The organism is Aeromonas sp. s12 (genome assembly GCF_040907925.1).
Classification (GTDB): Bacteria; Pseudomonadota; Gammaproteobacteria; order Enterobacterales; family Aeromonadaceae; genus Aeromonas; species Aeromonas veronii.
On sequence record NZ_JBFOCT010000008.1, the window covers coordinates 151,476 to 165,848 of the forward strand.

A 14,373-nucleotide genomic window follows, 5' to 3' on the forward strand; every position below is an offset into this window, starting at 1 on the left:
CTTCAGTCATCTGACCGAAGGCGAGGCGAGTTACGACTTCTTGGCACCTTCTTGCATCTGCCACACCAGGGTGGCGAAAGGCATGTCGAGGGCGCTGTAGACATCGTGCGCCTTGGGGTCGACGTTGCTGCGCAGCATCTCGACCGCGGCAGAGGCGTAGTCGGTGACCGGGATACCGGCCCCCAGCAAGCGTTGCAGCCCAGTGGTGCGCTTGGCTTCGTTGAAGGTGCCGGAAGCATCGAGCACCACCCGGGCATCATAGCCGGCAGCCTTGGCAGAGAGGGCCGGGAAGCTGGCGCAGATCTCGAGGGATACCCCGGCGATGATCAGCTGTTTGCGGCCGGTCTTCTCAATGGCGGCGCGCACGGCAGGATCGTCCCAGGCGTTGATGACGGTGCGGTTGATCACCTTCACATCCGGCAGGGCACTGGTCAGTTCAGGCATGGTGGGGCCCCACATGCCATCAGGCATGGTAGCGGTCACGATCACCGGCACGCCGAGGGCGCGGGCGGCGTTGGCCAGCGCCACCACGTTGTGCTTGAGCTCGCCCACCGTGGTGTCGCGCACACCGCTCAGCAAGCCGACCTGATGGTCGACCAGCAGCAGTACCGCATTGTCTCGGGAGAGCATCTCCAGATAGCGGTTGGGTGATACAGTCGGATGGCTGGCAGCCTCGGCGGCCATGGCCGGTGTCGCTGTGGTAGCCAGCGTGGTGGTCAGGGTCGCCAGACCGAGCAGGGTGGCAGTGCAGATTTGTCGCAGTTTCATGGTGAACTCCTTGTGATATTGGAACAGTCAAACGGCCCTTGCTGGTGGGGCGGATTGCCCGCGCAGCAACCGTCTGATGGGGACAGGGCCATTATGATGGCTGCAAAAATGGCGACAATCTGGTGAAATAGGTTCTTATTGTTCTATTGATGGAACGATACGAATGCACCTCACCCTGACCAAGGCTGCCCGATGACACCACTGGAACTTGATTTGAATGATCTCTATCTCTTCACCCATGTGGTGCAGCGACAGGGATTCACTGCCGCTGCGCGGGCGCTTGGCGTGCCCAAGTCTCGGATCTCGCGCCGGATCCGGCTGCTGGAGGAGCGGCTGGATACCCGGCTGCTGCAACGTACCTCACGCCAGCTCAGCCTGACCGATGCCGGTGAGGTGCTCTATCGCCACTGTCAGGCGATGCTGGCCGAGGCGCAGGCGGGAGAGGCGGCTGTGCGGCAACGGCAGCAGGAGCCGAGCGGTCTGGTGCGGATCAGCGTGCCCATTACCATCGCCGATGCGCTGCTCGCCCGCTTGTTGCCCGCTTTTATGGCCCAATACCCCAAGGTGAGGCTCGCCGTGCAAGCCAGTAATCGGCAGGTGGATCTGCTGGAGGAGGGGCTGGATGTGGTGATCCGCGGGGTGGCCTTCGAGCAGCCCCCCTCCAGTCTGGTGCAGGTACCGCTTTGTACGGTGCAGTGGGGCGTGCTGGCGACCCCGGCGTGGCTCTCCCGCCACGGTGCACTGATGCATCCGCGCCAGCTGGAGGGAGAAGATGTCCTGCTTTTCAGCTCGCTGGAGCGTCAGGCTGACCTGCTGCGGCTACGGCACGATAGTGGGGAGAGTGAGGAGGTAGCGGTCAATGTGCTGCTGCGCAGCGACAATGTGCAAACTCTCAAGCAGGCGGCGCTGGCGGGGCTCGGGATGGTGGGCTTGCCACTTTATGCCTGCGTGAATGAGCTGACGGATGGGCGGCTGCAACAACTGCTGCCCGAGTGGCGTCCCAAAGATGGCAAGCTGGTGATGCTCTATCCCGCGCGGCGCGGTCTGTCACCGGCGGTCAGGGCCCTCATCGACTTTATCAAGGCGCAGTTGCCTGAACTGCTGGCAGAGGTCGGCCAGCCACGCTGAGGAGGGCTATCCCTCCATCTTGCGGCGAATGCGCTCGAACAGGCTCTGCAGGCAGGCTTGATCCCGATCGGCGGCCCGTACCGCGCCGTACATATGGCGACGAATACCGCTGCCGAGGGGGCGGGCGCAGAGCATCCCTTGTCTGACAAACTCGTCACTGGCCCAGCGCGGCAGGGCGGCGACGCCGAGGCCGGCGGCGGCCATCTGCAGCATCACCGAGGTGTTGTCCACCGGCTTGCAGCGGGCGGGCTCCACCCCGGCGGGTTGCAAAAAGCGGCTGAAGATATCCATGCGGCTGCGCTCCACCGGGTAGACCAACAGTACCTCTGGCCCCAGATCGCCCGGCTCGATGCGGCTCTGGTGGCAGAGGGGGTGATCCGGCGCCATCACCAGCGTGAGATCGAAGGCAAACAGCGGCTCGAAGTGGAGATCGCCGCGGGCCTGCACGTCCGAGGTGAGCAGCAGGTCGAGCTGACCGCCGAGCAGGGCATTGATGGCATCAAAACCCGGCACCGACTCCACCTCCAGATCCACGCCGGGCCACTGGCGGCGAAATTCCGGCAACAGCGGCAGCAGCCACTGGATGCAGCTGTGGCAATCGAGCGCCAGATGCAGCCTGCCCGCATCGCCGCTCTGCAGGGCTTGCAACTGCTTCTCGGTCTGGGATAGCGCAGGTAACACCTGACGGGCGAGGGCGAGCAGCTGGCTGCCGGCTGCGGTCAGCACCAGCGGGCGGCTTTTGCGCAGGTAGAGCTCCAGATTGAGGCGGGTCTCCAGCTCTTTGAGCTGGTGGGAGAGGGCGGACTGAGTGAGGTTGAGGGTCAGCGCCGCACCGGCCAGCGAGCCCTGCTCGGCCAGCGCGGTCAATGTTTTCAAGTGTTTGATCTCTATCCCTGCATTGCTTGGCACTGCCATAAGATGGCTCCTTATGAGATTGCGTATGACGCTGAAGTTGCGGCCGGCGGTTACCCTGCTGCGCCTTTTGACTTCGGCACCTCTTGCACCTGTAAAAATCGGCCTCTGTATCCTCGCGGTGAACCTGATTGGCGGTCAGTTGAGGATTATTTGAGAGCCACTTGAAGAGGATTCAATAGCCAGCGTCACCTTATCTTGTCATTTTGGATGTGTAAACATCTGGATGGCTAAATCATCCAGTTTCCCATCAGATGAATGAGCATAAGGAAATGAACCTATGACACGAGCACACACCCTGGGCTTCCCCCGTATCGGCGCCAAGCGCGAGCTGAAATTTGCCCTCGAATCCTACTGGCGTGGCGAGACCACTCAGGCCGAACTCGTTGCCGTGGGCAAGACGCTGCGTGAGCGCCATTGGCAGGCCCAGCACGGCGCCGGGGTCAATCTGCTGCCGGTGGGCGACTTTGCCTGGTACGATCAGGTGCTCGGTACCAGCCTGCTGGTGGATGCGGTGCCTGCCCGCCACCGTCATGGCGAGACCGATCTCGACACCCTGTTCCGCGTGGCCCGCGGCCGTGCGCCGACCGGCCCGGCGGCGGCCGCCGCCGAGATGACCAAATGGTTCAACACCAACTATCACTATCTGGTGCCGGAATTCAGCCGTGATCAGCGCTTCAAGCTGGGCTGGAACCAGCTGTTTGACGAGGTGGAAGAGGCCAAGGCGCTGGGGCTGCCGGTCAAGGCGGTGCTGCTGGGACCGGTCTCCTACCTCTGGCTCGGCAAGGAGAAAGAGAGCGGCTTCTCCCGCCTTGAACTGCTCGATCGCCTGCTCATCGTCTATCAGGAGATCCTGGCCAAGTTGGCCGCCCAGGGAGTGGAGTGGGTGCAGATCGACGAACCGGCGCTGACGCTGGACTTGCCAGACGAGTGGCGGCTGGCCTACCTCAACGCCTACGAGCGCCTCACGGGCCCCTGCAAGCTGCTGCTCACCACCTATTTCGGTTCGGTGGCTCATCAGCGCGACATCATCACCAGCCTCAAGGTAGATGGCCTGCATCTGGATCTGGTGGCCGCCCCCGAGCAGCTGGAAATCCTGGTGCCGCATCTGCCCGCCCAGTGGGTCATCTCAGCCGGGGTGATCAACGGCCGTAACGTCTGGCGTGCCAATCTGGCCAAGCTGGCGCCGACTCTGAAGGCACTGAAAGCCAAACTCGGCGAGCGGCTCTGGGTGGCCTCCTCCTGCTCATTGCTGCACAGCCCGGTGGATTTGACTCTGGAGCAGGAGCTGGATCCCCAGACCCGCAGCTGGTTCGCCTTCGCCTTGCAAAAGTGCTATGAGCTTGGGCTGCTCAGAGAGTATCTGGATGGGGGCGAGCTCGACAAAATCACCGCCTACAGCCAGCCCATCGTGGATCGGGAGTCCGACAGCCGGGTGCACAAAAAAGCGGTGCAGTCACGGCTCGCCAGCCTCACCAACAGCGATTTTGATCGCCACAGCCCCTATCCGGTCAGGGCCGAGCTGCAGCGCTCGGATCTCAAGCTGCCGCTGCTGCCGACCACCACCATCGGCTCCTTCCCGCAGACCTCCCAGATCCGGGTATTGCGGCAGGATTGGCGCGCCGGTCGCATCGATGACAGCGCCTACGAGGCGGGCATTAAGGCCGAGATCCGCGATGCCATCGCGCGTCAGGAGACCATCGGGTTGGACGTGCTGGTTCATGGTGAGGCCGAGCGCAATGACATGGTGGAGTATTTCGGTGAACTGCTGGATGGCTTTGCCATCACCCGCTTCGGTTGGGTACAGAGCTATGGCTCCCGCTGCGTCAAGCCGCCGGTGATCACCCGCGATATTGACCGCCCGACTCCCATGACCCTGGCGTGGACAAAGTTTGCCCAGAGCCTGACCGACAAGCCGGTGAAGGGGATGCTGACTGGCCCTGTGACCATCCTCTGCTGGTCCTTCCCGCGGGAAGATGTGAGCCGCGAGCAATCGGCCCTGCAAATCGGGCTGGCCATTCGTGACGAGGTGGCAGATCTGGAATCCGCCGGCATTAAGATCATCCAGATCGACGAACCGGCGATCCGCGAAGGCTTGCCCCTGCGCAAGCAGGATCATCAGGCCTATCTCGACTGGGCGGTGCGCGCCTTCCGTCTGAGCGCAAGCCCGGTGGCGGACAGCACCCAGATCCACACTCACATGTGCTACAGCGACTTCAACCTCATCATCGAGGCGGTGGCGGCGCTGGATGCGGATGTGATCACCATAGAGACCAGCCGCAGCCAGATGCAGCTGCTCGAAGCGTTCGAACGCTTCAACTACCCCAACGAGATTGGCCCGGGCGTCTACGACATCCACTCGCCGAACGTGCCGAGCCAGAGCTGGATTGAGGGGTTGCTGCGCAAGGCCGCCAAACAGATCCCGGCCGAGCGGCTCTGGGTCAACCCGGATTGCGGCCTCAAGACCCGCGGCTGGGAAGAGACAGAGGCCGCCCTCAAGGTGATGGTCGATGCCACCAAGGCGCTGCGGGCCGAGCTGGCGTAACCGGCAAGCCGTGACAGCCATCGGTAAGGTGGCGTGCTGACAAACGAACAAGAGAGGGGAAGCCACTGCTTCCTCTCTCTTTTTTCGTTGGCCACTTTTTCCACTGGATCCTGAACCTTGCCGCAGCCCGCTTTGCACTAGGCTCAGAGTTGGCAGAAGTGGATGGAGTCGCGGCCATGAGAGTCAGTCTGGGGAGCGCAATCCTGTGGGGATTACTGATGTGGCAGAGTGCATGGGCGGCGCCAGCGGCCGAGCTGAAGATGGTCTACTTTGACGACTTTGCCCCATATTCGTGGCGTGATGAACAGGGCAAGATGCGCGGGCTGATGATCGACGTGATGGATCGGGTGGCGGCGCAGATGGGGCTGCGGGTGCGCCATGAAGGTTATCCGTGGCAACGGGCGCAAAAACTGGTGCGGATGGCGCAGGCCGATGGCTTCGTGACCATCGCAACCCGGGAGCGGCGCAGCTATACCCTGGTTGTGGAAGAGCCGGTCACTACCACTGTGCTAACCATTTTTACCCAGCGTGCCCATCCCCGAATGGCCGATTTTCAGCGTGCCAGCAGCTTGAGCGACTTCAAATCGCTTACCTTTCTCGACTATTTCGGTAACGGCTGGGGCAAGGAGAACCTGGCGGGCTTCACCGTTCATCACACCATCAATGTTGATAACGTTTTCAAAATGCTGGCGGCGGGTCGGGGGGACCTGATGGTGACCGACCCACTGGTGGCACGTTTCAAACTCAACCAGCTGGGGCTCTCCGGGTTGGTGGTCGAGGTGCCGCTGCAGCTTGCCTCTACCCCGTTCAATCTCTGCATCGGCAAGCACTCCCGCTTCAATACCCGGATAACCGAGTTCAACCGTGCCCTGCAACAGCTGCGACAAAGCGGCGAGTTGGCGCGTATCGTCGAACGCTATCGTTGATGCGCGGCCGCCATCTGCTGTTTGCCAAGGGCGTGTCTATCTTGGCGTCATATCGGCGATGGTTGCCCAGAAGGCATCGATCAAGGGCCCCTTGCTGTGGGGCGGACGGATAAGGCCAATGGTCCAGCAGGCTTCCCCGTCTCTCAAGGGGAGGGTGAGCACATCCGGGTGCTCTATGGTGGTGGAGGAGGGAACCAGGGTCCAGGCGATCTCTGCCGCCGCGGTGGCAACACCGGCGGCGAAGTCGTTGACGTACTGGATATCGCGAAAACGCAGCCCGCTCTGGGCCAGATAGTTCATCAGGTGATCGTAAAAGGACGGGGCCTTGTCCCGACGCAGAATTGCCAGCGGCTTGTCCACCAGATCCGCCAACTCCCTCACATCGCGGTAGCTGGCGGGCAGTACGGCGACAAAGTGGGCTTCGACCACCGGCAGGGCGTGCCACCCCTTGGGGGCGGGCAGGCGGCAAAAACCGAGATCCAGCTTGCCTTCACTCAGCGCCAGCAACTGGTGGTGGGTGGAGAGATCGTTGAGCTCGATGGTCACCTGCGGCCGCTCGGCGCGAAAACGGGCGATGGCGGCGGGCACCAGGATTTTAGTGGCCACGCCAAAGCCGATGCGCAGGGTGCCGACATTGCCCGCCAGCACGTCGCGGGCGGTGCGCGAGAGTTGCTCGCTCTGGATGACTACAGCGCGGGCATCCTCATACAGCGCCCTGCCCAGTCCGGTGAGGCGAGTGGTACTGGCGTTGCGCTCGAACAGCTCGCCGCCCAGTTCCTCCTCCAGCCGCCTGATCTGTTTGCTCAGGGCCGACTGGGTAACGTGCTGGCGTACCGCCGCCTGGCCGAAGTGCAGCACCTCCCCCAGGGTGACGAAGGCTTTCAGATCCCGTAGCTCCATCAGGGCTCCTTTCATTCCTGTTGGGAATGTTGAGTGGTCAAATTTGTCATTGGACGGAATTTTAGAAGTGATGGATGCTTATGCCAATTCATTTCGGGCGCCCCGACAGGGGGCGCCGAGTTATCAGAGATGGCTGACACCATCAGCGCAGAAGGAGCAACACCAGATGCATCACCACAAGTTCAACGACTTCCCGAGCGATTTTCTGTGGGGCGCCGCCTCCGCTGCCTATCAGGTGGAGGGGGGCTGGAATGCCGATGGCAAGGGGCCCTCGGTGTGGGATCTCTTCACCAAGCTGCCGGGCAAGACCTTTGAGGGGAGCAACGGCGATGTGGCGGTGGATCACTACCACCGCATGGAAGAGGACGTGGCGCTGATGGCCGAGATGGGGCTCAAGGCTTACCGTTTCTCGGTGAGCTGGCCGCGCATTTATCCCACCGGTCGGGGGGAGGTGAACGAGGCGGGGCTGGCCTTCTACGAGAAGCTGATCGACACCCTCTTGGCCCACAAAATCGAACCGGTGCTGACCCTTTATCACTGGGATCTGCCGCAGGCGCTGCAAGATGAGTACGGCGGCTGGGAAGACCGACGCATTATCGAGGATTTCGAGCGCTACTGCGTGACCCTCTATCAGCGTTTTGCCGGCAAGGTGAAGTACTGGGTGTCGCTTAACGAGCAGAACTACAACCTGACCAACGCCTATCAGCTCGGCACCCATCCGCCCGCTGTGCAGGATCGCAAGCGCTTCTTTGCCGCCAACCACATCGCGTTTCTGGCCAACGCCCGGGTGATCAAGGCGTTTCGCCAGCATGTGCCAAATGGCCTCATCGGCCCGAGCTTTGCCTACTCCCCAGCCTATCCGGCGTCGTGCGACCCGAAAGATATGCTGGCCTATGAGAACGCCGAGGAGTTCAACAACCTCTGGTGGCTGGATGCTTACTGCTTTGGCCGCTATCCGCAGGCGGCGCTCGCTTACTTGCGAGAAAACGGCGAGGCGCCGGAGATCCTGCCGGGCGATATGGAGTTGCTGCGCGAGGGGACGCCCGACTACATCGGCGTCAACTACTACTACACCCTGACCTACACAGATAACCCCTTGGGCGGTCAGACCCTGCAGCGGATCAACACCACCGGCAAGAAGGGGACTACGCCGTCCAGCGGCATCCCCGGCCTCTACAAGACGGCGCCCAACCCGCACCTTGAGACCAGTAACTGGGACTGGGCCATCGATCCGACCGGGATGCGCATCGCGCTGCGTCGCCTCTCTTCCCGCTATGGTCTGCCGCTGATGATCACCGAGAACGGTCTTGGCGAGTTCGACAAGCTGGAGGCGGGCGACAAGGTGAACGATGAGTATCGCATCGATTACCTGCGCAGCCACGTCAAGGCCTGCCAGGAGGCGATGCAGGATGGAGTGGAATTGCTCGGCTACTGCGCCTGGTCGTTCACCGACATCCTGAGCTGGCTCAACGGCTACCAGAAGCGCTACGGCTTCGTCTATGTGGATCGTGACGAGCAGGGGGGCTCCCTTCGCCGGATCAAGAAAGCGAGCTTCCACTGGTACAGCCAGGTGATTGCGAGCCAGGGTAAGCAGCTCTGACGGTTTATCGCGTCGCGTAACCAGCGGGCCCGGGCAATCCCCGGGCCCGCGCTGTTTGTGGCGGGGGAGCGGGGATAAGCCGGTTTCTCAACGTGCGACTCATCCCTGTTTGCTGATTTTTGTCCTGCCAAAGCCGCCGACCCCTGCTATTATCTGCGGCCGAACATGAGCCAATAAAAATCAGGATATCGTGATGACTGACCACACTTTTATTCCCGGCAAGGACGCGGCGCTGGAAGACTCCATCGAACGCTTCCAGACCAAGCTGCAAGCCTTAGGGTTTGATATCGAAGAGGCCTCCTGGCTCAACCCTGTGCCGAACGTCTGGTCGGTGCATATTCGGGACAAAGAGTGCTCCCTCTGCTTTACCAACGGCAAGGGTGCCAGCAAGAAGGCGGCCCTCGCTTCCGCCCTTGGCGAATATTTCGAGCGTCTCTCCACCAACTACTTCTTCGCTGACTTCTATCTGGGCGAGCAGGTCGCCAACGGTGATTTCGTTCACTACCCGAACGAAAAGTGGTTCCCCATCGAGTGTGACCAGTTCCCGGCCGGTCTGCTCGACAGCTTCACCCGCAAGTTCTACAACCCGGACGGTGAAGTGACCGCCGACATGCTGGTGGATCTGCAGTCAAACAACGAAGAGCGCGGTATCGTCGCGCTGCCGTTCGAGCGCCAGTCCGATCACGAGACCGTCTACATCCCGATGAACATCATCGGCAACCTCTATGTCTCCAACGGCATGAGCGCCGGTAACACCAAGACCGAAGCGCGCACTCAAGCGCTCTCCGAGGTGTTCGAGCGCCACGTGAAGAACAAGATCATCGCCGAGGCCATCAGCTTGCCGCTGATCCCGGACGAGGTGATTGCCCGTTATCCGGGGATTGCCGCCTCCATCGCGGCGCTCGAAGCGGAAGGCTTCCCCATTTACAGCTTCGATGCTTCCCTGGGTGGCCGTTATCCGGTCATCTGCGTGGTGCTGCTCAACCCGAGCAATGGCACCTGCTTTGCCTCCTTCGGCGCCCACCCGCGCTTCGAAGTGGCCTTCGAGCGTACCGTCACCGAGCTGCTGCAGGGCCGTGGTCTCAAGGATCTCGACGTGTTTGTGCCGCCGTCATTCGACAACGAGCAGGTGGCGGATCACCACAACCTCGAGACCCACTTCATCGACTCTTCTGGTCTCATCAGCTGGGATCTGTTCAAGCAGGATGCGGACTTCGAGTTTGCCGATTGGGACTTCCGTGGCACCTCACAGGAGGAGTTCGATCACCTGATCGGCATCTTCCACGAGCTGGAGCAGCCGGTCTATATCGCCGACTACGAGCATCTGGGTGTCTACGCCTGCCGCATTCTGGTGCCGGGCATGTCCGACATCTATCCGGCCGAAGATCTGCTGCTGGCCAACAACAACATGGGCGCCAACCTGCGCGAAGTGATCCTGGCACTGCCATCACTTGATTGGGATGCCGAGCAGTACATGGCGTTGTTTGATCAACTGGATGAAGAGGGGCACGACGAGCGTACCCGTGTACGCGAGCTGCTGGGCATCGCCGCTGCCAAGGGTACCGCGCTGCACACCCTGCGCGTTGGCGAGCTGAAAGCCATGCTGGCGCTGGCCGCCGGTGAGCTGGAGACCGCACTGGATCTCATCGACTGGACCATGGAGTTCAACCAGTCGGTGTTCACTGCCGAGCGTGCCAGCTACTACCGCGCCCTGCGTGCCTGCGTCGAGTTGTTCCTCGACGAGGAGCGGGATCCGGAGCAGTATCGCGCCGTCTTCACTCGCATGTATGGTGAAGAGACGCTGGCACAGGCATGGGCCAACGCCACTGGCGAAGCACGCTTCCACGGGCTGGAGGCGGCCGATCTGTCTCTCTCCCAGTTCCCGCTGCACCAGAAGCTGCTGGCGGCCTACGAGAAGCTGCAGAAGGCCAAGCGAGCCCATCACTGGGCGTGATCGTTGCTGTAAAGGAAGGGGCCGTGTGGCCCCTTCTGTTTATCGTGCGGCAAGGCATGCGATTGTTATTCAAAGATGAAATAAAAAACAAAAAATACCCCTAAGGGGGTTGATGGCAGGGCGGGGGATGTGCTGTCGATCTGCAAAGATATCTTGCCAATGCCACATTTCCATGCTCTAGAATAAATTCTTTAAAATCATTGCATTAAAAATGTGATATTTCTGTTTCAGCTGATACCTGGTGTAAAGTGGCGTAGCCATCGCACTAAAATATTTGTAGTAAAATTACATTCGCACTCTGATAAACTTGATCAATGTCAATTTTGGCTATTTGGCCCTTTGTTATGATTTCAACAGGCAAAACATTCAGGTAGAAAATAATTGAAAGCTGAATCTCCATTCGATTGTCTCAAGCCCGAAGCCATCGCTGCACTGGCTGAAGACATCACCTATGCCAAGGCTACCAAGCCGGCATACAAGGTCATTCCACTGGCCATTACCGCAGGCGCTTTCATCGCCATCGCATTTATCTTCTACATCACAGTGACGACCGGAACCGGCTCCATGCCTTGGGGTATGGCCAAGTTGGTGGGCGGTCTCTGCTTCTCTCTCGGGCTTATTCTCTGTGTGCTGCTCGGTGCCGAGCTGTTCACCTCCACCACCCTGACGCTGGTGGCCAAGGCTGCCAATCGCATCAGTTGGGCTCAGCTGCTCAAGAACTGGGGGCTGGTCTACTTCGGCAACCTGATTGGTGGTCTGTTGATGGTGGCGCTGATCATCGTTTCTGCAGAGTACACGGCAGCAGACGGTCAGTGGGGCCTTAACGCCCTCAAAGTGGCCCAACACAAAATTCACCACACCTTCTTCGAAGCGGTGGCGCTGGGTATCCTCTGTAACCTGATGGTATGTCTTGCTGCCTGGATGGCCTTTGGTGCCCGCAGCGCGACTGACAAGGTAGTGGTTATGCTGCTGCCGGTTGCCATGTTCGTTGCCTCAGGTTTCGAGCACAGCATCGCAAACATGTTTATGATTCCGGTTGGTATCGCTATCCACAGCGTGGCTAGTCCGGAATTTTGGCAGGCCATCGGCCAGGATCCGGCAACCTTTGCTGACCTGACCGTATCCAACTTCGTCCTACACAACCTCATCCCCGTGACCATCGGCAATATCATCGGTGGTGGCGTGATGGTTGGTCTGACTTACTGGTTTATCTTCCGTCGTCATCATTAAGGATGATTGCGGGATACTACATCAATACCGTGTGAGGTAATGAAAAATGGCAGAACTTAACGAACAGTTCCAAAAAGCATGGGAAGGCTTCGCGGCCGGTGAATGGCAGACCTCTGTCAACACCCGTGACTTCATCCAGAAGAACTACACCCCGTATGAAGGTGACGAGTCCTTCCTGGCTGGCGCGACCGAAGCGACCACCAAGCTGTGGGACAAGGTCATGGAAGGGATCAAAATCGAGAACCGCACTCATGCGCCGGTTGATTTTGATACTGACCTGCCCTCCACCATTACCGCACACGATGCCGGTTATATCGATCAGAGCCTGGAGCAGATCGTTGGTCTGCAGACTGACAAGCCGCTGAAGCGCGCCATCATCGCCAACGGCGGTATCAAGATGGTTAAAACTTCTTGCGAAGTGTACGGTCGTCAACTGGACCCGATGGTCGAGAAGATCTTCACCGAATACCGCAAGACTCACAACCAGGGCGTGTTTGACGTTTACACCAAAGACATCCTGAACTGCCGCAAGTCTGGTGTTATCACCGGTCTGCCGGATGCCTACGGCCGTGGCCGTATCATCGGTGACTACCGTCGTGTTGCTCTGTACGGTGTTGACTTCCTGATGGCCGACAAACTGGCCCAGTTCAAGTCCCTGCAAGCTGACCTGGAAAACGGCGTCAACCTGGAAGCCACCATCCGTCTGCGCGAAGAGATCTCCGAGCAGCACCGTGCCCTGGCACAGATGAAGGTGATGGCTGCCAAGTACGGTTGCGATATCTCCGTACCGGCCAAGAACGCTAAAGAAGCCGTACAGTGGACCTACTTCGCCTACCTGGCGGCAGTCAAGTCCCAGAACGGTGCAGCCATGTCCTTCGGTCGTACCTCCAGCTTCCTGGATATCTACATCGAGCGTGACCTGCAAAAAGGCCTGATCACCGAGCAAGAAGCCCAGGAGCTGATGGACCACATGGTCATGAAGCTGCGTATGGTTCGCTTCCTGCGTACTCCGGAATACGATTCACTGTTCTCCGGCGACCCGATGTGGGCGACCGAGACCCTGGCTGGTATGGGCGTTGATGGCCGTACTCTGGTCACCAAGAACAGCTTCCGTATGCTGAACACCCTGTACACCATGGGCCCGTCCCCTGAGCCGAACCTGACCATCCTGTGGTCCGAGAAGCTGCCGGTCGGTTTCAAAAAGTACTGTGCCAAGGTATCCATCGAGACCTCTTCCGTTCAGTACGAGAACGACGATCTGATGCGTCCGGATTTCAACAACGATGACTACGCCATCGCTTGCTGTGTATCCCCGATGATCGTTGGTAAGCAGATGCAGTTCTTCGGTGCTCGTGCCAACCTGGCCAAGACCATGCTGTATGCAATCAACGGTGGTATGGACGAGAAGCTCAAGATCCAGGTCGGTCCGAAAACCGAGATGGTCAAGTCCGAGTACCTCGACTACAACGACGTAATGGATCGTCTGGACCACTTCATGGATTGGCTGGCCAAGCAATACGTTGCTGCGCTGAACATCATCCACTACATGCACGACAAGTACAGCTACGAAGCCTCTCTGATGGCGCTGCACGACCGTGACGTATATCGCACCATGGCGTGTGGTATCGCTGGTCTGTCCGTAGCCGCTGACTCTCTGTCTGCCATCAAGTACGCCAAGGTCAAGCCGATTCGTGACGAAGATGGCGTTGCCATCGACTTCGAAATCGAAGGCGAATACCCGCAGTTCGGTAACAACGACGCTCGCGTCGATGATATCGCCTGTGACCTGGTTGAGCGCTTCATGAAGAAGATTCAGAAGCTGAACACCTACCGTGGTGCTGTTGCTACCCAGTCTGTTCTGACCATCACCTCCAACGTGGTATATGGCAAGAAGACCGGTAACACCCCGGATGGCCGTCGTGCCGGTGCTCCGTTCGGCCCGGGTGCAAACCCGATGCACGGTCGTGACCAGAAAGGTGCTGTTGCTTCCCTGACTTCCGTAGCCAAGCTGCCGTTCGCTTACGCTAAAGATGGTATCTCCTATACCTTCTCCATCGTTCCGAACGCACTGGGTAAAGATATGGAAGCCCAGAAAGCCAACTTGGCTGGCCTGATGGACGGTTACTTCCACCACGAATCCAACGTAGAGGGTGGTCAGCACCTGAACGTTAACGTGATGAACCGTGAAATGCTGCTGGACGCCATGGAAAATCCGGAGAAATATCCGCAGTTGACCATCCGCGTATCCGGTTATGCCGTTCGCTTCAACTCTTTGACCAAAGAGCAACAGCAAGACGTCATCACCCGTACCTTCACTGCTTCTCTGTAATCGAGACATAGTGAGCAAAAACCGGCGCCAAGGCGCCGGTTTTTTTATGCGTGCGATTCAGGGGGAGTAATCATCCCCTGT

General features: G+C 59.6%; 11 protein-coding genes. 8 read left to right on the forward strand and 3 right to left on the reverse strand.

The annotated features are described in order from the left end of the window. Positions 1-30: 30 nt before the first annotated feature. Entirely contained in the window at positions 31-768 is a 738-nt protein-coding gene (locus tag AB5Y67_RS02980) for an isochorismatase family protein (protein WP_199427431.1), read from the reverse strand. 192 nt (positions 769-960) lie between these two features. Here AB5Y67_RS02980 and AB5Y67_RS02985 point away from each other — a divergent pair, with 192 nt between their 5' ends. Next, on the forward strand, positions 961-1,896 hold the full coding sequence (locus AB5Y67_RS02985) for a LysR substrate-binding domain-containing protein (protein ID WP_199427432.1): 936 nt from the start codon (positions 961-963) through the stop codon (positions 1,894-1,896). Between the two features lie 6 nt (positions 1,897-1,902). On the opposite strand, the gene AB5Y67_RS02990 is transcribed toward AB5Y67_RS02985, so the two are convergent. Further along, positions 1,903-2,811: a LysR substrate-binding domain-containing protein gene (locus tag AB5Y67_RS02990; protein ID WP_199427433.1), complete on the reverse strand. Its 909-nt coding sequence runs from the start codon at positions 2,809-2,811 to the stop codon at positions 1,903-1,905. A 25-nt stretch (positions 2,812-2,836) separates the two neighbouring features. On the opposite strand from AB5Y67_RS02990, the gene AB5Y67_RS02995 reads away from it, so the two are divergent. The 3 genes from AB5Y67_RS02995 (at position 2,837) to AB5Y67_RS03005 (ending at position 6,279) form a co-directional block, all read left to right on the forward strand. Further along, a complete protein-coding gene (locus tag AB5Y67_RS02995; protein WP_265177008.1) occupies positions 2,837-2,965 on the forward strand; it encodes a hypothetical protein in 129 nt (42 codons plus the stop codon). A gap of 123 nt (positions 2,966-3,088) precedes the next feature. Further along, positions 3,089-5,353 (forward strand): 5-methyltetrahydropteroyltriglutamate--homocysteine S-methyltransferase, encoded by a 2,265-nt coding sequence (metE, locus tag AB5Y67_RS03000; protein WP_199427434.1) that lies wholly within the window; start codon positions 3,089-3,091, stop codon positions 5,351-5,353. A gap of 176 nt (positions 5,354-5,529) precedes the next feature. Next, on the forward strand, positions 5,530-6,279 hold the full coding sequence (locus AB5Y67_RS03005) for a transporter substrate-binding domain-containing protein (RefSeq protein ID WP_325793796.1): 750 nt from the start codon (positions 5,530-5,532) through the stop codon (positions 6,277-6,279). Between the two features lie 36 nt (positions 6,280-6,315). Here AB5Y67_RS03005 and AB5Y67_RS03010 read toward each other — a convergent pair whose 3' ends face one another. Then, positions 6,316-7,179, reverse strand: a complete 864-nt coding sequence (locus tag AB5Y67_RS03010) for a LysR family transcriptional regulator (RefSeq protein WP_021231364.1) — start codon at positions 7,177-7,179, stop codon at positions 6,316-6,318. Between the two features lie 166 nt (positions 7,180-7,345). Between AB5Y67_RS03010 and AB5Y67_RS03015 the strand changes: the two genes are divergently transcribed. From AB5Y67_RS03015 to pflB, 4 genes are all read left to right on the forward strand, one after another. Continuing rightward, complete coding sequence (locus tag AB5Y67_RS03015) at positions 7,346-8,779, forward strand: glycoside hydrolase family 1 protein (RefSeq protein ID WP_199427436.1); 1,434 nt, start codon at positions 7,346-7,348, stop codon at positions 8,777-8,779. A gap of 193 nt (positions 8,780-8,972) precedes the next feature. Next, entirely contained in the window at positions 8,973-10,733 is a 1,761-nt protein-coding gene (ycaO, locus tag AB5Y67_RS03020; protein ID WP_199427437.1) for a 30S ribosomal protein S12 methylthiotransferase accessory factor YcaO, read from the forward strand. A gap of 381 nt (positions 10,734-11,114) precedes the next feature. Next, the gene (gene focA / locus AB5Y67_RS03025; protein WP_005333620.1) at positions 11,115-11,963 is read left to right on the forward strand and encodes a formate transporter FocA; all 849 of its coding nucleotides are present in this window, start codon (positions 11,115-11,117) and stop codon (positions 11,961-11,963) included. A 46-nt stretch (positions 11,964-12,009) separates the two neighbouring features. Next, positions 12,010-14,292, forward strand: coding sequence for a formate C-acetyltransferase (gene pflB, locus AB5Y67_RS03030; protein ID WP_005352571.1), 2,283 nt, complete (start codon positions 12,010-12,012; stop codon positions 14,290-14,292). The last annotated feature ends 81 nt before the right edge of the window (positions 14,293-14,373 follow it).

Bases quoted from the DNA above. Each gene is read 5' to 3' on its own strand.
- AB5Y67_RS02980 (WP_199427431.1), bottom strand. From the start codon at position 768: ATGAAACTGCGACAAATCTGCACTGCCACCCTGCTCGGTCTGGCGACC.
- AB5Y67_RS02985 (WP_199427432.1), top strand. From the start codon at position 961: ATGACACCACTGGAACTTGATTTGAATGATCTCTATCTCTTCACCCAT.
- AB5Y67_RS02990 (WP_199427433.1), bottom strand. From the start codon at position 2,811: ATGGCAGTGCCAAGCAATGCAGGGATAGAGATCAAACACTTGAAAACA.
- AB5Y67_RS02995 (WP_265177008.1), top strand. From the start codon at position 2,837: ATGACGCTGAAGTTGCGGCCGGCGGTTACCCTGCTGCGCCTTTTGACT.
- metE (WP_199427434.1), top strand. From the start codon at position 3,089: ATGACACGAGCACACACCCTGGGCTTCCCCCGTATCGGCGCCAAGCGC.
- AB5Y67_RS03005 (WP_325793796.1), top strand. From the start codon at position 5,530: ATGAGAGTCAGTCTGGGGAGCGCAATCCTGTGGGGATTACTGATGTGG.
- AB5Y67_RS03010 (WP_021231364.1), bottom strand. From the start codon at position 7,179: ATGGAGCTACGGGATCTGAAAGCCTTCGTCACCCTGGGGGAGGTGCTG.
- AB5Y67_RS03015 (WP_199427436.1), top strand. From the start codon at position 7,346: ATGCATCACCACAAGTTCAACGACTTCCCGAGCGATTTTCTGTGGGGC.
- ycaO (WP_199427437.1), top strand. From the start codon at position 8,973: ATGACTGACCACACTTTTATTCCCGGCAAGGACGCGGCGCTGGAAGAC.
- pflB (WP_005352571.1), top strand. From the start codon at position 12,010: ATGGCAGAACTTAACGAACAGTTCCAAAAAGCATGGGAAGGCTTCGCG.